The sequence below is a fragment of the Kitasatospora sp. NPDC004531 genome (genome assembly GCF_053602195.1).
This window is the reverse complement of sequence record NZ_JBSGDD010000112.1, coordinates 1-20,104: the sequence shown is the minus strand read 5'-3', so window position 1 is coordinate 20,104 and position 20,104 is coordinate 1. Positions and strand designations below refer to the sequence as shown.

The 20,104-nt window shown below is 73.0% G+C and carries 13 protein-coding genes and 2 pseudogenes; 7 read left to right on the top strand and 8 right to left on the bottom strand.

All coding sequences use genetic code 11. From position 1 onward, the window contains the following. Both ACWEMJ_RS30260 and ACWEMJ_RS30255 read right to left on the bottom strand, forming a co-directional pair. Nucleotides 1-4,462 (bottom strand): DUF7507 domain-containing protein (locus ACWEMJ_RS30260; RefSeq protein WP_452140312.1); only part of this gene is annotated, 4,462 nt, incomplete at its 3' end. Nucleotides 4,463-4,991: 529 nt separating this feature from the next. Then, the gene (locus ACWEMJ_RS30255; protein WP_452140311.1) at nucleotides 4,992-6,590 is read right to left on the bottom strand and encodes a M4 family metallopeptidase; all 1,599 of its coding nucleotides are present in this window, start codon (nucleotides 6,588-6,590) and stop codon (nucleotides 4,992-4,994) included. A gap of 200 nt (nucleotides 6,591-6,790) precedes the next feature. Between ACWEMJ_RS30255 and ACWEMJ_RS30250 the strand changes: the two genes are divergently transcribed. Together ACWEMJ_RS30250 and ACWEMJ_RS30245 are read left to right on the top strand one after the other, a co-directional pair. Then, a complete protein-coding gene (locus tag ACWEMJ_RS30250; protein WP_452140310.1) occupies nucleotides 6,791-7,312 on the top strand; it encodes a pyridoxamine 5'-phosphate oxidase family protein in 522 nt (173 codons plus the stop codon). After that, nucleotides 7,309-7,920: a CBS domain-containing protein gene (locus tag ACWEMJ_RS30245; protein WP_452140309.1), complete on the top strand. Its 612-nt coding sequence runs from the start codon at nucleotides 7,309-7,311 to the stop codon at nucleotides 7,918-7,920. The genes ACWEMJ_RS30250 and ACWEMJ_RS30245 overlap by 4 nt, the downstream gene beginning before the upstream one ends. A gap of 85 nt (nucleotides 7,921-8,005) precedes the next feature. Here the strand turns inward: ACWEMJ_RS30245 and ACWEMJ_RS30240 are convergent, their stop codons facing one another. The 4 genes from ACWEMJ_RS30240 to amcB form a co-directional block, all read right to left on the bottom strand. Next, entirely contained in the window at nucleotides 8,006-8,743 is a 738-nt protein-coding gene (locus ACWEMJ_RS30240) for a hypothetical protein (RefSeq protein WP_452140308.1), read from the bottom strand. A 13-nt stretch (nucleotides 8,744-8,756) separates the two neighbouring features. Next, a complete protein-coding gene (locus ACWEMJ_RS30235) occupies nucleotides 8,757-9,437 on the bottom strand; it encodes a pentapeptide repeat-containing protein (protein ID WP_452140307.1) in 681 nt (226 codons plus the stop codon). A gap of 88 nt (nucleotides 9,438-9,525) precedes the next feature. Then, a complete protein-coding gene (locus ACWEMJ_RS30230) occupies nucleotides 9,526-9,753 on the bottom strand; it encodes a hypothetical protein (protein WP_452140306.1) in 228 nt (75 codons plus the stop codon). Continuing rightward, nucleotides 9,750-10,937, bottom strand: a complete 1,188-nt coding sequence (amcB, locus tag ACWEMJ_RS30225; protein ID WP_452140305.1) for a cyclophane-forming radical SAM peptide maturase AmcB — start codon at nucleotides 10,935-10,937, stop codon at nucleotides 9,750-9,752. The genes ACWEMJ_RS30230 and amcB overlap by 4 nt, the downstream gene beginning before the upstream one ends. Before the next feature lie 205 nt (nucleotides 10,938-11,142). On the opposite strand from amcB, the gene ACWEMJ_RS30220 reads away from it, so the two are divergent. The 3 genes and pseudogenes from ACWEMJ_RS30220 to ACWEMJ_RS30210 all read left to right on the top strand — a co-directional run. Beyond that, complete coding sequence (locus ACWEMJ_RS30220) at nucleotides 11,143-12,234, top strand: helix-turn-helix domain-containing protein (protein WP_452140304.1); 1,092 nt, start codon at nucleotides 11,143-11,145, stop codon at nucleotides 12,232-12,234. 13 nt (nucleotides 12,235-12,247) lie between these two features. Then, nucleotides 12,248-12,913 (top strand): YdcF family protein, encoded by a 666-nt coding sequence (locus ACWEMJ_RS30215; protein ID WP_452140303.1) that lies wholly within the window; start codon nucleotides 12,248-12,250, stop codon nucleotides 12,911-12,913. Nucleotides 12,914-12,937: 24 nt separating this feature from the next. Continuing rightward, nucleotides 12,938-13,249, top strand: a pseudogene (locus ACWEMJ_RS30210) (WbqC family protein); the annotation flags it as partial. Nucleotides 13,250-13,444: 195 nt separating this feature from the next. On the opposite strand, the gene ACWEMJ_RS30205 reads toward ACWEMJ_RS30210, so the two are convergent. Together ACWEMJ_RS30205 and ACWEMJ_RS30200 are read right to left on the bottom strand one after the other, a co-directional pair. Next, complete coding sequence (locus tag ACWEMJ_RS30205; protein ID WP_452140314.1) at nucleotides 13,445-14,836, bottom strand: VWA domain-containing protein; 1,392 nt, start codon at nucleotides 14,834-14,836, stop codon at nucleotides 13,445-13,447. 999 nt (nucleotides 14,837-15,835) lie between these two features. Beyond that, nucleotides 15,836-16,345: pseudogene (locus ACWEMJ_RS30200) on the bottom strand (TerD family protein); the annotation flags it as partial. Nucleotides 16,346-16,514: 169 nt separating this feature from the next. Between ACWEMJ_RS30200 and ACWEMJ_RS30195 the strand changes: the two are divergent. Next, on the top strand, nucleotides 16,515-17,285 hold the full coding sequence (locus tag ACWEMJ_RS30195; RefSeq protein WP_452140302.1) for a ribosome hibernation promotion factor: 771 nt from the start codon (nucleotides 16,515-16,517) through the stop codon (nucleotides 17,283-17,285). 457 nt (nucleotides 17,286-17,742) lie between these two features. Further along, the gene (locus tag ACWEMJ_RS30190; RefSeq protein ID WP_452140313.1) at nucleotides 17,743-19,953 is read left to right on the top strand and encodes a M4 family metallopeptidase; all 2,211 of its coding nucleotides are present in this window, start codon (nucleotides 17,743-17,745) and stop codon (nucleotides 19,951-19,953) included. Nucleotides 19,954-20,104 lie beyond the last annotated feature (151 nt).

Below are 20,104 nucleotides of genomic sequence, written 5' to 3'. Positions count from 1 at the left end.
CCTGGTGGGGCGGCTTCCCGCAGCCGTCCTTCTCCGGGCACTGCGACACCGCGACGCACAGCTCGACCGGCCCGCTCTCCACCAGCTCCCCCTGCGGGTCGCGGGCCGAAGCCGTCGCCGTGTTCGTCACGTGGCCGGCCTGCGCGTCCTCCGCAGTCACCACGTACGAGCCGCGGCACGTGGTGCTCGCACCCGGCTCCAGCGTCGTCGCCCCGCACGACACCGACGCCACCCGGTCGTCCCGGACCGTCACGTCCGTCAGCACCGTCGAGCCGGTGTTCGTGACCGTGTAGACGTAGGAGACGGTGTCGCCGGCGTGGAACGGGCCGGCGCCGTCGGCCGCCTTCTCGATGCTCAACGCGGCCGCACCGACGACCGGAACCGTGGCCTCGCCGGGCGGGCTCTGGACGGGCCGGCCCGCGGGGTCGGTGCCGTTCGCGCGAGCGGTGTTCGTGACACGCCCCGCCTGCGCATCCGCAGCCGTCACCGGATAGCTGCCGTGGCACCGGGTGCTCTGCCCGGGGTCCAGCGTCGTCGCCCCGCACGTCACCGACGTGACACGGTCGTCCGAGACCGTGATCCCGTGGACGGGGGCAGTGCCGGTGTTCGTCACGGTGTACGTGTACGACACCGTGTCGCCCGCGTGGAACGGGCCGGCCGAATCCGCCGCCTTCGCGAGGGCCAACGCGGCCGCACCCACCACCGGCACCGTCACCACCGCCGGCGGACTCACCACCGTCTCCCCGCGCGGGTTCGTGCCCTCGGCATGCGCGGTGTTGGTCACCTGGCCGGCCTGCGCATCCGCAGCCGTCACCAGATAGCTGCCGTGGCACCGGGTGCTCTGCCCGGGGTTCAGCGTCGTCGCCCCGCACCTCACCGACACCACGTGGTCGTCCGCGACGGTCAGGGCGTTGACCGCCGCCGTCCCCGTGTTCGTCACGGTGTACGTGTACGACACCGTGTCGCCCGCGTGGAACGGGCCGGCCGAGTCCGCCGCCTTCGCGAGGGCCAACGCGGCCGTACCCACCACCGGCACCGTCACCACCGCCGGCGGACTCACCACCGTCTCCCCGCGCGGGTTCGTGCCCTCGGCATGCGCGGTGTTGGTCACCCGGCCGGCCTGCGCATCCGCAGCCGTCACCAGATAGCTGCCGTGGCACCGGGTGCTCTGCCCGGGGTTCAGCGTCGTCGCCCCGCACGTCACCGACACCACGTGGTCGTCCGCGACGGTCAGGGCGTTGACCGCCGCCGTCCCCGTGTTCGTCACGGTGTACGTGTACGACACCGTGTCGCCCGCGTGGAACGGGCCGGCCGAGTCCGCCGCCTTCGCGATGGCCAGGACGGCGTCGCCCACCACCGGCACGGTCGCCTCGCCGGGCGGGCTCTGCACCGGCGTCCCCTCGGGATCGACGCCGTCCGCGTGCGCCGTGTTGGTCACGTGCCCGGCCGTCACATCAGCGGCGGTGATGACGTAGCTGCCGTGGCAGAACGTGCTCTGCCCGGGGTTCAGCGTCGTCACGTCGCACGTCACGGCCGCGACGTGGTCGTCGGTCACCGTCAGGTTGCCGAGCGCCGCCGTCCCCGCGTTGGTGACGGTGTACGTGTAGTGCACGGTGTCGCCGAGGTGGAACGGGCCGGCGCTGTCCGCGGTCTTCTGCAGGGTGAGTCGGGCGTTGCCGGCGATCTCGACGGTGGCCTCGCCGGGCGGGCTCTGCACGGGATCGCCCTGCGGGTCGGTGCCGTCGGCGTGGGCGGTGTTGGTCACGTGCCCGGCCGTGACGTCCGCCGCGGTGATGACGTAGCTGCCGTGGCAGAACGTGCTCTGCCCGGGGTTCAACGTCGTGGAGTCGCACGTCACGGCCGCGATGTGGTCGTCGCTCACGGTCAGGTTGGCGACCGCCGCCGTTCCGGTGTTGGTCACCGTGTACGTGTAGGGGACGGTGTCGCCGGCGTGGAACGGGCCGGCGCTGTCCGCGGCCTTCTGCAGGACCAGCCGGGCCTCGCCGACGACCGGGACGGTCGCCTCGGCAGGCCGGCTCTCGACCGTCCGGCCCTCGGGGTCCGTGCCTGCGGCGTGCGCCGTGTTGGTCACCTGCCCGGCCGTCACATCTGCCGCGGAGATGACGTAACTCCCGTGGCAGAGCGTGCTCTCCGACGGGCCGAGCGTCGCGACGTCGCACGTCACCGACGCGACGTGGTCGTCGCTCACGGTCAGGTTGGCGACCGCCGCCGTACCGCTGTTGGTCACGACATAGGTGTAGGACACCGCCTCGCCCAGATGGAACGGGCCCGGGCTGTCGGCTCTCTTCCCGATGTCCAGCACGGCCTCGCCGATCACCGGCACCGTCACCTCGACGGCCGGGCTCCGCACCGGCATCCCCTCGGGGTCGGCGCCCTCCGCGTACGCCGTGTTGGTCACCTGACCGGCTGTCACGTCCTCCTCCGTGACGACGTAGCTCCCGCGGCAGCGCGTGTTCTCCCCGACGGCCAACGTCGTCGCGTCGCAGACCACCGACGTGACGCGGTCGTCCACCACGGTCACGTCGGACACCGTCAGCTCGGCGGGGTTGGCCACGGTGTACGTGTAGTCCACCGTGTCCCCGAGCCGGAACGGGCCCGCGCTGTCCGCGGTCTTCTCCAGCTCCAGCCGGGCGTCGCCGACGACGGGCAGGGACACTTCCTGCGGCGCGCTGACGACGGTCTCTCCCCGGGGGTCGGTGCCCACCGCCTGGGCGCGGTTGGTGAGGTGGCCGAGGGCGCGGTCGCCGACGGTCACGACGTAGCGGGCGCGGCAGGTGGTGCTGCCGCCGGGGTTCAGGACGGTGGCGTCGCAGGTGACGGTCGGCGAGTGGTCGTCGACGACGAAGACGTCGTGGAGGACCGTCTCCCCGGTGTTGGTCACCGTGTACGTGTAGTCGACGGCATCACCGACCCGGACGGGGCCCGCGGTGTCGGCCGACTTGGTGAGCGCCACCGAGGACGGGCCGACGACCGGGACGGTGGCTTCCGTCTCCGGGGAGTCGAGCGGCCGGCCGTCGCTGGTGCCGTGGGCGACGGCATGGTTGGTCACCTGGCCGGCGTCGGCGTCCGCGGCGGTGATCACGTAGCTGCCGTGGCACTCGGTGCTGTCGCCGGGGCTGCCGCGCGGGGCGAGCGTCGTGAGGTCGCAGGTGATGCCGGTGACCCGGTCGTCGGTCACGGCGAGGCCGGTGATCTCGGTACCGCCGGTGTTCCTCACGACGTACGTGTAGGGAACGGTGTCGCCGACGTGGAACGGTCCGGGGACGTCCACCTGCTTGACGACATCGAGGCCCGGCGGTGTGATCAGCGGGACGGTCTCGGTCGACGGCGGCGACTGGACCGGATCGCCGTCCGCCGTTCCGGTGGCCACGGCGGTGTTGACGACCTGCCCCGCTGCCACGTCCGCCGCGGTGACGATGTAGGTGGCGGTGCAGGTGACGGTCTCACCGGGCTGCAGCACCGTCACCGGACAGTGGACCGGCCCCGCCTTCGGGTCGTTGACGCCCAGGTTGTTGATCGGGACGTTCCCGGCGTTCGTGACGACGAAGTCGTACGGGACCTGCGAGCCGGCCGTCAGGTCCGCCGGCAGCGGCCGGTGGGCCTGCTTGACCAGGTTGAGCTCAGGCAGCGGCTGGTCGGTGTTGATCACCACGTTGCGGATCAGGTGCACGTCGGTGAACAGACCCGTCGAGCCCGCGAAGCCGAACTTGTAGGTGGCGGGCACCGGTTGGGGCGCCGGAGTGCTGAGCGCCGGGTGCGGGCCGGTGCCGTCGTTGAAGTCGACGTCGATGGTCAGCACCGGCGAGGGCGCCGGCGTCAGGTGCACGTGGACCCGGCGGCGGGACGGCTCCAGCAGTGCCTGCGCCTGGGCGGGCGTCACGCCGACCGGCAGCGAGGTCAACGGGCCCTGGAGGCTGCCCGGGAGGGTGGACGGCCAGGGCGCGCTGGTGGAGAAGTTGCTGGTGGTGGCGGTCAGGAAGCAGTAGCCGTCCAGGCCGTCACCGGGGCCGCGGACGGTGACCATGTTGGCGCCCGGCGCGGGGATGCGGAAGCCGGTGCCGGCCGGGGAGCGGGTGGGGCAGCCGTTGCCGCGGTGCTCCCAGTCGCCGAAGTAGTTGCCGAGCACGTCGAGGCCCACGCCGAGGTAGCCGCCGTCGACGCCGGGCAGGAAGGCCAGGCCGGGGTTGTCGTCGGGCAGCTTCTGCGCGTAGCCGAGGCTGCCGCCGAACGCACCCGGATGCTGCAACGAGACATCGCCGTTGACCAGGAAGAACGAGATGCCGTCGGCCGGCGTGGCAGGCGTCGTGCTCCCGTACTGCCACTGGTCGAACGTCACGTCCAGACCGCTCCCGGCCGGCAGCGCCTGGTCGAACAGCACCGCCGCGTTCTGGTCGTTGGCGGCGTCGGTGATCCGCAGATAGCCGAACGGTGCGCCGTCCAACGGCGGCACCGGACCGACCTCCGGGACCGGACAACCGGTCAGCCGGCGTCCGTCCGGCGGGAGCGGCGTCGTGGCGGGACCGCCGGTGAGGCAGGCCGCACCGACCGCGACGAACCTCGGGTCCGCGGTCGCCCCGGTGAAGTCCTCCTGCAACAGGGGGGAACCGGTGGCCCTGACACGCTCCGGCGAAGCCGCGGCACGGTGGGAGGCGGGCGCTGCGGCTTGGGCCGCGAGCGAGGCGGTGAGGCCCGCGCCGACCAGGCCGAGGGCGGCTGCGGCGCTGATGAGGCGGGCCGCTCGCGATCCGAGCCGCGACGGTCCGCGCAGATGTCTCGTCATGCCCTGGACTATGCGCAGCCACTGTCAAGAGTTATCCGTTAGTACTATCAACGGACCCGCAGAATCGCTCGGACGTGCGAACACGGGATGCCGCACCGGCCGCCCGGCACCTGACTCGGCGCCAGGCCCGTCGGCGACCCCCTGACCTCCCGTCAGGCCGGGTGCCGGCGGGCCCGGGCGTGCCGGGGCGTCAGTTGACGGAGACCGCGCTCCACGCGGCGGCCACCGCGTTGTACTCGGCGGAGCCGGTGCCGTACAGGTCGCGGGCCGCGTTCAGGGCGGCGGTGCGGGCCCCGGCGTAGTTGGTGGTGGAGGTCATGTAGACGGTCAGCGCCCGGTACCAGATGGCGGCGACCTTCTGGTTGCCGATGCCGGTGACGGTGGAGCCGTTGCAGGTCGGGCTGTTGTAGGTGACGCCGTTGACGGTCTTGCTGCCGCTGCCCTCGCTGGCCAGGTAGAAGAAGTGGTTGGCGACGCCCGAGGAGTAGTGCACGTCCAGCTTGCCGACGCTCTTGCTCCAGCAGTCGGCGGAGCGGCCGTCCAGCGAGGGCTTGTCGAAGCGGCGCAGCCACGGCGGGGTGGACTGGTCGCTGAACAGGTAGTCGGGGGTGTCGACCGCGTTGTTGGCGTACCACTCGACCATGGTGCCGAAGATGTCGCTGGTGGCCTCGTTGAGGCCGCCGGACTCGCTGCTGTAGCGCAGGTTGGCGGTGGCGCTGGTGACGCCGTGGGTCATCTCGTGGCCCATGGTGTCGAGGTCGACCTGCTCGGGGTCGGTGGTGCCGTCGCCGTCGCCGGTCATCATGCAGAAGCAGGCGTCGGACCACTGGGCGTTGTCCCAGTTGGTGCCGACGTGGACGAAGACGGTGGCGCCGCGGCCGTCGTTCTTGATGCCGCTGCGGCCGAAGGTGTTCTTGTAGTAGTCGTACGTCCAGGCGGTGTTGGCGTGGGCGTCGACGGCGGCGGTGGCGCGGTCGGTGGAGAACTTCTTCCCGTCGCCCCAGATGTTGTCGGCGTCGGTGTACAGCGTGCCGGAGGTCGCCTTGACGCTGCTGGAGCCGAGGTTCTTGGCGTCCTTGGTGGTGTGGCCGCGCACCGGGTCGATCAGCGCGTAGCTGCCGTCGGCCTGCTGGGTGGTGTCGATCCGGACGTCGCCGGTGTACTCGGAGTGGCCGGTGCCGGCGGCGGACCGCTCGGAGTCCCAGCTGTCGATCGCCTCGCCGGTGGTGGCGTCGGTGACCACGACCCGGCCGGCCGGCTGGCCCTGCTTGCCCTCGCCGGAGACGGTGGTCTGCCAGGCCAGGCGGGGCGCGCCGCCGTCGGCGGCCCAGACGACCAGTTCGGGGGCGGCGGTGGCGGCCGATATGCCCTGGGCCTGCCCGAGCGCGGCGGCCGCGCCGTGCTGCGCGGACACGGCGGGCACCACGGACTTCACGGCGGCGTCGTGGCCCTTGGCGCGGGAGGAGTCGGTGAGCCGGCCGCGGGCGTCCTGGTGCACCACCAGGTCGCCGCCGACCACCGGCAGGCCCTGGTAGGTGCGGTCGAAGCGGACGTGCTGGGCGCCGTCCGCGTCGATGATCACGTCCTTGACGGTGAGGCCCTGGCCGGGGCCGAAGCCGAACAGGTCGGCGTGGTGGGCGACGTTGGCCTGCGCGCGGGCGATCGCCGCGTCGCGGCCCGGGGCGGCGGAGGCGGTGTCGACCTGGACGGCGGCGACGAGCAGTGCGGCGCTCGCCGCGAGGGCGCCGGCGGTGAGGGTGCGGCGGCGGGCTGAGGAGGAGGGGCTCACTCGTGACTCCAGTCGGGTAGCGGGGCACTGGCCGACTGACAGCCTGACGGTGAACAAACAAACAGTTCTATGAACAGTTAATTGACCGTGACCTGTTCGTATCCCGGTGCCGGGAACCACCCGTGCGGGGGCCGCTCGACCGGGACGGGAACGACCAAAGGCCCTCCCGCCGGGCGGACCGCAGCACCCAGGATCGGAGCATGACCATCGAACCCGTGCCCGCGCCCGACGGCGTCAGCCTCGACCACCACCAGTGCCTGCGCCTGATGGCCCGTCACTCGGTGGGCCGGCTCGTCTACACCCGGCACGCGCTGCCCGCCGTCCGGCCGGTCCGCTACCGCCTGGTCGGCGACGGCGACGTGCTGGTGGACCGGCCCGACGAGGAACTGCTGCAGGCCGTCGCCGGCACCGTCGTCGCCTTCCAGGCCGACGAGGTCGACCCGGCCGACGGCAGCGGCTGGACCGTCACCGTGCTCGGCCACGCCGACGCCGTGCACCCCGCCACCGCGACCGGGCCGCCCGCCGTCTCCGTCCGGATCCGCCCCGAATGGGTCTCCGGGCTGCGGCTGCTGCCGCCGCACCCCGCCGACCGGCCCCGGCGGCCGGGACCTCCGGCCCTCGCGCCCGAACCGGCCCGCCCCGCAGAGTGGGAGCGCAGACACCGGCCGGGCGCGGAGCGAGGAGGCGAAGGGCGATGCGGCACCGCACCGTCGGAGCGATGATGACCCGTCAGGTGGTCACCGTCAGCCCCGGCACGGGCTTCCGCGAGATCGTCGCGCTGCTCGCCGAGTACGACATCACGGCCGTGCCGGTGGTCGACGCCGACCACCGGCCGCTCGGCGTGGTCTCCGAGGCCGACCTGCTGCGCACCCAGCTCGCCCAGTACGACCCCGCCTCCCTGCTGCCCGCCCCCGTGCACCTGCGCGGCACCGGCACCACCGCCGCCGACCTGATGACCGCCCCCGCCGTCTGCACCACCCCCGAGACCACGGTGGTCGCCGCCGCCCGCCTGATGGCCCGCCGCCGCGTCAAACGCCTGCCCGTCGTCTCCCCCGCCGACGGCCGGCTGATCGGCACCGTCAGCCGCGGCGACCTGCTGCGGGTCTTCCTCCGCGAGGACCAGGCGATCCGCCGCGAGATCGTCGAGGACGTCCTCACCACCCTCGACGGCGCCAGCCCCGCGTCCATCGCCGTCGACGTCTTCCAGGGCGAGGTCACCCTCAGCGGCACCACCGCCCCCCACTGCCCCACCACCACCCTCCACCGCCTCTGCGCAGCCGTCGACGGCGTGGTCTCGGTCACCGACCGCACCACGCGCGCCGCGGCCTGACCGCCTGAACGCGAGCAGGGCGAAGGGGTCCGCACGGTCCTGGCGGACCTTGACCTCGCAGGGCCTCGACGGCCCGTCCTTCAGATCATCCAAGGTCGGGGAGGACGTCGGCCGGGAACTCGCCGAGCCAGAATGCCGCACTGGAAGGCCGGTCGAGGCCGGCGGTGGAGCCGTCGTGCGGGAGGAGTTCGGTCGGAGCGAGGTAGGCCTCGCCGGGGTCGAGCCGCACACGGATGCAGGCCGACTCGCGGCCCTCGGCGATGTACCGGCGGAGGTCGTCGGTGTGCGGGCAGCGGGTGGCGTGGTCGTCGGGGTGGACGGTGCGGGTGATGAGCTGTGCGTCGTGGTGGCCGAGGATCAGGTAGCGGGGGCCGGGGCCGAGGTTGACGCACAGGCGGCGCCGGGAACGGTCACGTCGCCAGTAGGGGAGGCGGTCCCAGTTGTCGAGGTGGATGCCGAGCAGGCGTCCGGTGTGGTGGTTGCGGGTGGTCGTGGCTCGCCCGGGCGGGCTGGTGACCGTGCCGAGGAACTGGACCGGGCCGTCGGAGATCGCGGGGAGCAGGGTGTGGCCGACGGGGGTGGCGAGTGCCTTCTCCAGGTCGAACGAGCCGGGCAGACGGACCAGTTGGGTGAGGAGGTTCGCGGGCATGTCGGGTTCGGCGGCCAGCAGGCGGGCGGCGGCCGGAGTGAGGGGCTCCCACCGGTCTGCGGGCAGGACGGCGCCGGGCTCATAGGCCGGGTCGCGGCTCCCGGCATGGAGCGTCCCGGTCTCGCCACGGGCGGTCAGCGCGTCCAGACCGGAGCGCGGGACGGCGATGGACACGGCGGGTTCCTTTTCAGGGCTGGTCGAGCGGGCGGACGGTGACGCCGAGTTCGGTGAGCAGTGCGCGGGTGAGCTGGTCGGGTTGGGAGGGGTCGAGCATGATGCCGCCGGTGAGGTTGGCGGTACCACGGATCGTGCTCAGGTCGTTGCCGCGCAGGTCGGTGCCCCGGTACTGGCCGCGGCCGAAGGCGGTCCGGTCGAGCACGCAGTCGCGGAGGACGACTCCGTTCAGGTCGCAGCCGGTGAAGGTCGCCTCGGTGAGGACGCAGCGGTCGAGGACGACGGTGCCGGCGGCACGGACGTTCTCGAAGACGGCGTAGTCGAGGCGGCAGCCCTCGAAGAGGACGTCGTTGAGGGTGACGTCGGTGATCGTGGCGCCCATGAGGCGGCTGCCGGCCCAGTGGGTCTGGGTGGCGCGGCTGCCGGACCAGGCAAGGAAGGCGATGGTGCTGGCGGTGATCTCGACGGAGGACAGGCGGACGCCGGTCATGGTGGTGCGTTGGGCGGAGAGGTTGCGGATGCGGCCGGCGAGGAGCGCGGTGTCGGTGAGGTCGAGGTCGCGCAGATCGGCGTCGGTGTACAGGAAGTCGCGGACGGTGTCGCCGCCGAGGTGATCGACCTTGTCCAGGTGCTGGTCGGTCGGGTCGAGGCTGGGCAGGGTGATGCGGGTGGTGCCGTAGGCGCGGGTCTTCACGGTGGTGCTCCGGGGGTTGGGGCGGGTGCCGGGCCCGCGGTGGTGCGGGCCCGGTCGATGGTGCTGATCCTGACAGCGACGTGGTCGGCTACCGGTTGTTCGGGAAGTCGCTCCAGCTCGGGCCGTTGTGCCAGTCGTTCCACGGGTTGACGGGGGTGTTGTCCCAGCTCGGCGTGTTGTTCCACGGCGAGCCGGGGTTGTTGCTCCAGGTCGCCTGGTTGTCCCACCCGCCGGTGGCGGTGCTGCGGGCAGCCCGCCGGAGGAGGTGGTCGAGCTCCGGGGAGCCGACGGCGGCGAGGGTGGCGAGGGCGTTCATGCGGTGGTGTCCTTCCTGGTGATGTCGGCGGCGGCGAGGACGAGGGCCTGTTCGGCGGAGCGGCAGTACGCGGTCTCCGTGGCGGTGAAGGTGCCGTGCTCGAAGTAGCGGTTCCCGGCCTGGGAGCCGCGGCAGAAGTCGAAGAACTCGCAGCTGCCACGGCAGTTGTCCAGGCCGGTCAGGAACTCGGCGACGTAGCGCAGCCGGTGGGCGTCGGCAAGGATCTCGGCGAGCGGCCGCTCCAGGACGTTGCCGGCGCGGAAGTCGTCGTAGGCGGGGGCCGTGGTGTCGGCGAGCTCGGGGCTGAGCAGGGCGACGTCGCCGCCGGCGGCGACGGTGGGGATCGGATCGTGCCTGGCGTCCTCCCACTGCGGGCGGGGGCCGTCACGGACCATCCGCAGGTAGGCGCCGAGCCGGTCGAGCTCGCGGACCGGCGGCGCTTCGGGGTGGGCGTGGCTCCAGGCGATCACCCGGGCCCAGAAGCCGACGGTGTCGTGGAGATCAGGCGTCGCCCGGCTGGTGTTGGCGCCTTCGTGCTCCTCGATGTTCAGGCCGATGGAGCGGCCGCCTAGGCAGGAGAGGTGGTCGAGCAGCGCTTCGGGCGCGTTCAGGTTCTCGCGGCTGACGACCGAGATCACCGAGAACGGCAGGCCGTGCTCACGCAGCCTGTCGATGCCGCGCAGGATCCGGTCGTGGGCGGGCCGCCCGGCCCGGTCGACGCGGCGCGCGTTGAGGGCGCGCGGCCCGTCGATGCTGACCCCGACGCGGACGCCGTGGGCGGCAAGCAGATCGCACCAGCGGTCGTTGACGAGCGTGGCGTTGGTCCGGACGGCGTGCTGAACCCGCCCTTCGGCGCGCAACGCCTCGAACGGTGCCAGGAGTTCGGCGAATCGGGCCCGGCCGAGCGCGAGCGGTTCGCCCGCGTGCCAGATGATCCGCACCGGCGGCCCGCCCGTGGCGGTCAGCTCGGCGACCGAACGGGCGACGGCCTCGGCGACCTCGACGGGCATCGCGCTCTTCACCGCGCGCCCCGGCAGGTAGCAGTAGGAGCAGTCGAGGTTGCAGAAGGTCGTGGGCTGGAGGACGACCTGCCGGGGCCGGTCGGCAATCCACCGCAGGTAGCGGGTCCGCGGTTCGAGGACGGGCGAGCAGGTTTCGGGCTGAGCAGGCGCTGGTTCCTTCACGTCTACCTTCTGTGGTCGATGGCCGATGCGACGGGTTGGCGAGGGCCTCGCTGCGGGCCGAATGCCGGCCGGGCGGCTCGGGCTGTGTCCAGCGTGCCGCCGGTTCCGGAGGGACGGGAATGCCCTGCCGTGGCAGTTGCGTGGCAGTTCTGACACCCCGGCAGGCCGTGGAGTGCTTCGATGGTCGCCGAGCCAGGAGGTGGTCGTGGCGGCGGTGGGCGAGTGGACCGGGGTGGAGGCGCGGGCGCTGCGGCAGGCCGGCCGCAGGAGCGTGCGCGACTTCGCCGCGGATCTGGGTGTGGCGGTGCGAACGGTCACGAACTGGGAGCGGCTGGGTGCCGGGACTCGGCCGCGCCCGGACACGCAGGCCATCCTGGACACGGCGCTGGGTCGCCTCGATGCGGCCGGTGTGCTCCGGTTCGAGGCCCTCCTGTCCCGATCACGCCGTCCTGCCGTCGCCGTGGTTCGAGGCGGGCCGCGGGCGTGGGAGTACGAGACGTGGACGGAGGACATCGACCGGGCCGTCGCCGCGGCGTCCCACCAGGACTTCACGGCCGCGTCCGACTTCCTGGAGAGGTGGCGCACCCGGTGGCCGCCGCAGGAGTTGGACGACCGGGGTCTGTATCTCTTCGCGCGGACGACGGCGTTGGCCGGTGATCTGCTCCGGGACCGGGGGGTGCTGCTCGGGCCGCGGCCGGCAGCGCGCTCCTACGCGGACGCCCGGTCGGTGTTCCATCAACTCGGCATCCCCCGCCGGGTCGCGCAGCTGGACCTGGCGCTCGCGGTCGTCGCCGAGATGTCCGGTGACCTCGGTGGGGCTGCGGCACGGTACAGCGAGTTGAGTCGCGACCATCGGCTGAGCGGCCGCGACCGGCTCCGGGCGCAGCTGTGGGTGGGCACCGCGCTGGACAAACAGGGGCTTCACGACACGGCGATGCCGTTGATGGCCTCGGCGATCAACGGATTCGAGGCGGTGGACGAGCAGGAGGACTGGGGCACCGCGCACCAGAAGCTGGCGCTCGCACACCGGGGTGCCGGGAACCTCGGGGAGGCCGCGCGGTTGATCGCGGTGGCGGAGTCCGCCGGCCGCAGCACGTCGCCGATGCAGCAGGTGCGGCTGGCCACCGCGCGCGGGCACGTGCTGCTGTCCGACCGGGCGACCGTCCAGGAAGGGCTCGCGGTACTCGCCAAGGCGGCGGCCACGGCCGCCGCGTACGGTATGAGCCACCAGCTCCGCAGCATCGACGGCATCCGCAAGAACGTCGAACTGAGAGGCGGGACCGCCAAGTTCAGGTAACCAGGAGAGATACGTGACCGGCACGACGAAGCGCGAGATCACCGACCGGCAGTGGGCGGACACCGCGCTGCTGTGGGACTACCAGCAGATGGGCCACGAGCTGCGGCCGTGCGACGTGGCGATCGGCCTGGGCTCCCACGACCTCGGGGTGGCGACGGAGACGGCCGGCCTGTACCTGCGCGGCCTGGTGACGCGGATCGTGTTCACCGGCGGCCCGAACCCGAGCCGGCCGGACCGCTTCCCGCGCGGCGAGGCCGTCCACTTCGCGGAGCACGCGCTCTCCCTCGGCGTGCCCGAGGAAGCGGTGCTGGTCGAGCCGAAGGCCCGCAACACCGGGCAGAACATCGAGTTCAGCCGGACGGTACTGTCCGATGCCGAGGTGGCGGTGTCATCGGTGCTGCTGGTGTCGATGCCGTACATGGAACGCCGGGCGTACGCCACGTGCCGTCAGGTGTGGCCGGAGGTGCAGGCGGTGTGCGCATCCACCGCGATGGATCTGCACCAGTACGTGACGATGATCGGCGACGACCGGCTCGTGATCGACAGTCTGGTGGGCGACCTCCAGCGGGTCGTCGAGTACCCGAAGCGGGGCTTCGCCGTCGCCCAGGACGTACCGACGGAGGTGCACGATGCCTACCAGCGGCTCATCGACGCCGGGTTCACCGGCCGACTCCTCTGACCGGCCGGCCGAAGCCGTCGCCGGGTGGAGGGCATCTTCCGCGGGCAGTACCGGGCATCCCCGTTCTGGCCGGCGTTCGCCGAGCAACTGCGCCCGCTGCTCGGCCTGTTCGGCACGACCGACCGCACCGCCGAGATCACCGAAGCGTCCACGCTGCTGCTCCTCGACATCCTCGGCCGGAGGGGCCGGGTGGTGCGCAGCAGCGGTCGGCAGGCCGGGGCCGGGCGGACTCGGCGGCTCGTGGACCTGTGCCGGGCGGTCGGCGCGGACACGTCTCTGTGCGGTACTGGCGGCCTCCGACACGTTGCGCCGACCCGGTTCGCCGACGCCGGGATCGACCTGCGGTGCTTCGTCGTGCCGGACACCGGTGTGTGGGTCGGTGCCCGGGCGCTCAGCACAGTGCGTTCTGGCCGTGGTGGAGGCCGCAGCGGAGCATGCCCCACCGGGTACGCTCCGGCGGCGCTGCGGCCCCGGCGCCTGCTCGACGGCTCCCGCCGGCGGCCGCACCTGCGGCCGCCTGACGGGTCGTCCTCAGCCCTGTCGGAGGATGCCCTCGCGGCGGGCGGCGGCGATCCACTGCGGGAACTCCGACAGCAGGCGGTCGTACAGTTCCGGGTCGGGCAGGGTGCTGATGTCGTCCACCGAGAAGAAGCCGACGTTGTCCACCCGGCGGCCCGGCAGGCTGTCGAAGCGTTCCAGTACGCCGTAGTTGGAGCGGCCCAGGCCGACGAACTGCCAGAAGATCGGCTCGTCGGCGGCCGCCCGCAGCTGGGCCTCGATGTCCGAGTTGCGGTAGATGCCGCCGTCGGAGAAGAACAGCACCAGGGTGGGCAGCGGCGACGGGTACGCGTGGACGAACGCGCGCACCTCGGCGATCACCTTCTGCTCCTCGTTCTGGATGCCCACCGCCTTCATGTCCACCCGGCCGTCCGGCGACGGCGGCCGCAGCCGGCGACGGCCGAACAGCGACATGCTCAGCTCCCCCGGCCGCACGTGCAGTCGCAGCCAGTCGGGCAGCCCCGGCAGGCTCAGGTCCGGCAGCCGGGCCGGGCGGGTGGCGAACGTCCACGCCTGCATCGTCCCGTCGTCGTCCAGCTGCGCGGCCACCGCGGCCATCCGCTCCACCACGTCGGCGACCACCCCCCGCTCGTACATCTTCGCCATCGACCCCGACGCGTCCAGCACCAGCAGGATCCGCGCCACCACGCCCTGCGCGCCGTGCTTGTGCAGGCTGACGGCGACCTGCTGCTTGCGCAGCGAGAGGCGCTTGCGCATGTCCACCGGCAGCGCCTCCTCCCCGACCGCCTGCGGCGGCACCACGGGCGGCGCCAACGGCATTGGCGGCGGCGGAAGTTGGAACGACGGCGCGGGCGGTGCGGGCGGTGCGGGCGGTGTGTCCGGCCCGGGCAGCGGGCGCAGCCGAAGCTCACGGGTGGCATCGGGGCCGGATTCGCCTGCGGGCTCGGCGGGGAGACGCAGCCGGAGCTCCCGCGTGGCGTCCGCACCGGGTGCGGGCTCCGGGGCGGAGGCCGGGGCGAGCGGGGACTCCTCGCGCGCAGCGTCCAGCGCGGACGCGCGGGGAGCGAACTCCGGGGCGAGCGGCGGCACTTCGGTCGCGTCCGGCAGCGCGGCCCCCTGGGCGGCACCCGGCGACGAGGGTTCGTCGGTGGCCGGCGGGGCAGCCGGGGCGGGCGCGCGGGTGGGCGCAGGCAGCGGCGCGGACTCCGGTGCGGGCACCCGCCCGTAGGTCCCCTCCGCCTCCGGCCGAGGCTCGCCCCCGGGCGTCGGCACCGAACCGTGCCCCGCCACCGGGCGCGGCCCGGACTGGCCGGCACCCTCCGTCCCGTCGGCGGCGACCGCACCCGACACCGGCTCCGCCGCAGCCGCCGGGCGCAGCCCGGACTGCGGCGCGTACCGGCCCACCTCCTGCTCCGACACACTGTCCGACCGATGCCCGACCCCAACCGTCGGCGCCGGACCGTGCCCCGCCGCCGGGCGCGGCCCGGCCTGGCCGGCACCCTCCGTCTCATCGGCGGCAGCCGCACCCGACACCGGCTCCGCCGCCTGGCGCAGCCCGGACTGCGGCGCGTACCGGCCTGCGTCCTCCGGCTCGTCGGCGGCGGCTGTGCCCGGCTCCGGCTCCGCCGCCGGGCGCAGCCCGGGCTGTGGCGCACGCCCACCTGCCGACTCCGCCACACTCTCCGACCGTTCCTCACCCCCGAACGCCGGCACCGCACCATGCCCCGACACCCGCTCTGCCGCCGGGCGCAGCCCGGACTGGCCTGCACCCTCCGTTCCATCGGCGGCAACCGTGCCCGACACCGGCCCTGCCGCCGGGCGCAGCCCGGGCTGTGGCGCACGCCCACCTGCCGACTCCGCCACACTCTCCGACCGTTCCTCACCCCCGAACGCCGGCACCGCACCATGCCCCGACACCCGCTCTGCCGCCGGGCGCAGCCCGGACTGGCCGGCACCCTCCGTTCCATCGGCGGCAACCGTGCCCGACACCGGCCCTGCCGCCGGGCGCAGCCCGGGTCGCGGCGCACGCCCACCTGCCGACTCCGCCACCTTCTCCGACCGTTCCTCACCCCCGAACGCCGGCACCGCCGCCGGGCGCAGCCCGGACTGGCCGGCACCCTCCGTTCTATCGGCGGCAACCGTGCCCGACACCGGCCCTGCCGCCGGGCGCAGCCCGGGTCGCGGCGCACGCCCACCTGCCGACTCCGCCACCTTCTCCGACCGTTCCTCACCCCCGAACGCCGGCACCGCCGCCGGGCGCAGCCCGGACTGGCCGGCACCCTCCGTTCTATCGGCGGCAACCGTGCCCAACTCCGGCTCCGCCGCCGGGCGCAGCCCGGACTGGGCTGCGTGGGTGTCCAAGTCCTCGTCGCCCGTGGGGAGTTCGAAGTGGTAGGCCGCGGCGAGGCCGGGGAGGCCGTTGGCCCAGCCCTGGGCCACGGCGCGGAACTTCCATTGGGCGTTGCGGCGGTAGAGTTCGCCGGCGATCAGGGCGGTCTCGCGGCCGGCTTCGATGGCGAAGCGGGCGAGGGGCAGGCCGGTGCGGGCGTCGGAGAGGGTGAGGGTCAGGTCGGGGACCTGGCCGAAGGTGGTGTCGCCGTCGGTGGCGGCGAGCAGCAGGACGCGCTGCACGGCGGCGTCGCGGACGTCGAGTGCGGCGAGGTCGGCCTCGATGCGTTCGACGGGGGCGTCGGGGGTGCCGGCGGGTCCGCGGTGCAGGACGGCGCCGGTGGGGTGGGGGTGGGGGCGCCGGATCAGGTCGCGCGCGTCGCGGGGCTGTCCGTCGGCGGTGAGCAGCAGCGCGGCGGCGGTGAGTGGGGGGACGCCGGGGGCGGGTGTCCAGCTGAGGTCGGCGTGCACGGCGGGCACGTCGAGGGGGAGGTTGCTGCCTTTGGCCAGGGATCTCGCGGTCACCCGCCACAGTCTGGCTCATCGGGGGCGTGCAGCGCGCCCCCCGGGCGGCGGCGGTGGCCGACCGTCCCGGCCCGGGCAGGGCCCGTCGGCTCCCGGAGGGTGGACCGTTCGGCCCTCGGCGGGGCGGCGCGGCCGCGGGAGGCTGGAGTCATCGGGAAAGGAGTTTCTGATGAACCGTCTGCAGACCCGTAGGGACGCCGAGGTGCTGGTGGAGACCCGCGGCGAGGTTTCGGCCGGCGCCCCCGACTATGCGCGGGTGAAGATCGCGGCCGTGCTGGACCGGCTGGAGGAGCCGGTGCTGGGGGTGCGGGTGCGGCTGGTGCAGGAGCCCAACCACGCGGTGGCCCGGCCGTCGCTGGCCCAGGCCACGGTGGACGTGAACGGGCGTCCGGTGCGGGCGCACGTCGCGGCGGCGACCATGCGCGAGGCGATCGACCTGCTCCAGGACCGGCTGGTGTCGCGGGTGGCCCGGCTGCGGCACCATCGCCGTCCGGCCCGCACTCCGCTGGGCTGGGCGGACGGCCTGGACCCCGAGCACCGTCCGCAGCGCCGTCACCGGGCGCCGGAGGAGCGGCGGTTGGTGCGGCACCGCAGTTACAGCGCGGCGCGGCTGGGCGCGTTGGACGCGGTGTTCGAACTGGAGGCGATGGACTACGACTTCCAGTTGTTCACGGACGCCGAGACCGGGTGCGACAGCCTGGTGTACCGGGGTGCGGCGGGCGGTTACCGGCTGGCGTCGGTGGGTCCGGTGCCGCGGGCGGTGCCGGGTCTGGTGGCGAGCCGGCTGGTGGTGCCGTGCCTGACGGCCGATCAGGCGCGGGCGCGGCTGGATCTGACCGGATTGCCGTTCGTGTTCTACACCGATGCGGCGACCGGTCGCGGCAACGTTCTGTACCACCGCTACGACGGGCACTACGGGCTGATCACGCCCGCCGTGTAGCGGCAGAGCCGGCCTCCGGCGGGCGTGGGGGTCCGCGCGGAGGTGGGAAGAGCTCTCGGCGGGCGTGGGGGTCCGTCCGGGAGCACCGGAAGAGGAGCCGGGGACGGTGTGGGGCCGTCCCCGGCTCCCGTCTTTTTTTGGCAATGCGCAGGTTTATTCATCGCCAACGAAGCATTTCGGCCAACTTGACGCGACACGGGTGACGGGTCCCTATCAAACCTGGCACTGTACCGTCCCATCGCCGCAAGGGACTTGGCCCAACGCACACGCACCACCCGGCGCGGCGCACACGTGGAGTCTGTTCCCCCACTCGAACCACCAGCTCTACCGGGCGGCACTATCCCTGCCCTCCCGGCTGACTCCGGCCGTACCCACGCGGCCGTCGCAGAAGGAGTTCAGTGTGACTCGATCCCCCCGAAAGTCCACCGCCGCGGGCGCGTTGATCGCGAGTGCCGCGATGATCGTGGCCGCTCTGACATCCGGTGTCGCCGCCGCCGACGAGTGGCCGGTCGCACCCGGCGAGGTCGCGGCCGAGGCCCAGGCCGTCGCGGGCGCGCTGCCGGTGCAGCTGTCGCCGGAGCAGCGCGGCGAGCTGCTGGCCTCGGCCGACGCGTCGCTGGCGGAGACCGCCAGGTCGCTGAACCTCGGGTCGAAGGAGGCGCTGGTCGTTCGGGGCGTCACCAAGGACGCCGACGGCACCGTGCACACCCGCTACGAGCGGACCTTCGACGGGCTGCCGGTGCTGGGCGGCGACCTGGTCGTCCACACGGCGGCGGACGGTTCCGCGAAGGGCGTCACCAAGGCCACCGAGGCGGACATCGCGGTGGACACCGCCGCGAAGGAGGACGCCGACTCGGCGAAGGGCCTGGCGCTGGACAGCGCCGAGGGCGCGAAGGTCGCGGACCCGGCGGCCGACAACGCCCGCAAGGTGGTGTGGGCGGCGTCCGGCACCCCGCGGCTGGCGTGGGAGACGGTGGTCACCGGGACGCAGGAAGACGGCACGCCGTCCGAGCTGCACGTCATCACCGACGCCAACACCGGCAAGAAGATCTTCGAGTACCAGGGCGTGGAGACCGGCGTCGGCAACAGCCAGTACTCGGGCCAGGTCACCATCGGCACCTCGGCGGCGGCGGCCGGCGGCTTCGCGCTGACCGACGCCACCCGCGGCGGCCACAGCACCTACGACCTGAACGGCACCACCGGCACCCGGTCGCTGTTCACCAACCCGACCGACACCTGGGGCGACGGCACCGTCGGCAACCGGCAGACCGCCGCCGTGGACGCCGCCTACGGCGCCCAGCTGACCTGGGACTACTACAAGAACGTCCACGGCCGCAACGGCATCAAGGACGACGGCGTCGGCGCGTACACCCGCGTCCACTACGGCAAGAACTACATCAACGCGTTCTGGCAGGACAGCTGCTTCTGCATGACGTACGGCGACGGCGCGGGCAACGTCAAGCCGCTGACCTCGATCGACGTCGGCGCGCACGAGATGACCCACGGCGTCACCGCCGCCACCGCGAACCTGGTCTACAGCGGCGAGTCCGGCGGCCTGAACGAGGCGACCAGCGACATCATGGCCGCCGCGATCGAGTTCTGGGCCGGCAACGCCCAGGACCAGGGCGACTACCTGGTCGGCGAGAAGATCGACATCAACAGCAACGGCACCCCGCTGCGCTACATGGACAAGCCCTCCAAGGACGGGCGTTCCAAGGACAGTTGGTCGTCCACGCTGGGCTCGATCGACGTCCACTACTCCTCCGGCCCGGCCAACCACTGGTTCTACCTGGCCTCCGAGGGCAGCGGCGCCAAGACCGTCAACGGCGTGAACTACGACTCGCCGACCTCGGACGGCCTGCCGGTCACCGCGATCGGCCGGGACGCCGCCGCGAAGATCTGGTACCGGGCGCTGACCACGTACATGACCTCGTCGACGAACTACGCCGCCGCCCGGGTCGCCACCCTGCAGGCCGCCGCCGACCTGTACGGCAAGACCAGCGCGACGTACATGAACACCGCCAACGCCTGGGCGGCGATCAACGTCGGCGCCCGCGTCGTCGACGGCATCATGATGACCCCGGTCGCCTCCCAGCTGACCGCCGTCAACGAGCCGGCCGACATCCAGCTGGAGGCCGTCAACTTCAACCCCGGCCAGCTGACCTTCCACGCCACCGGCCTGCCCGAGGGCGTGAAGCTGCACCCGGTCACCGGCAAGATCACCGGCACCCCGACCGTGCCGGGCACCTACCAGGTCACCGTGCTGGCGAAGGCCTCGCACCACAGCAGCCAGACCACGACCTTCACCTGGAAGGTCGCCCGGGCGGTCGTCGCGAACACCACCCGCACGCCGATCCCGGACAAGGGCGACGCGGTCTACTCGGACATCCAGGTCACCGGCCTGGACGGGCAGGCGCCCGGCGACCTGAAGGTGTCGGTGGACATCAAGCACACCTGGCGCGGCGACGTGGTCCTCGACCTGGTCGGCCCCGACGGCACCGTGTACTCGCTGAAGAAGGTCGACCTCAGCGACTCGGCCGACAACATCATCGAGACCTACACGGTGGACGCCTCCGCGCAGCCCGCCAACGGCACCTGGCGGCTGAAGGCCCAGGACATGTACAAGGGCGACTCGGGCTACATCGACAACTGGAAGCTGGTCTTCTGACCGCTTCCGCGACGAGCGACGAGCGACGAGCCCTGAGAATCGGCCGCTGAACTCCGGCCACTGAGCATCGGCCACCGGGGTTGTGGGGACCGGGGCGTGCGGGAGCGTTGTTCTCAGCGTTTCACGGTCGATCTGTGCGCAGTGGCTCAGT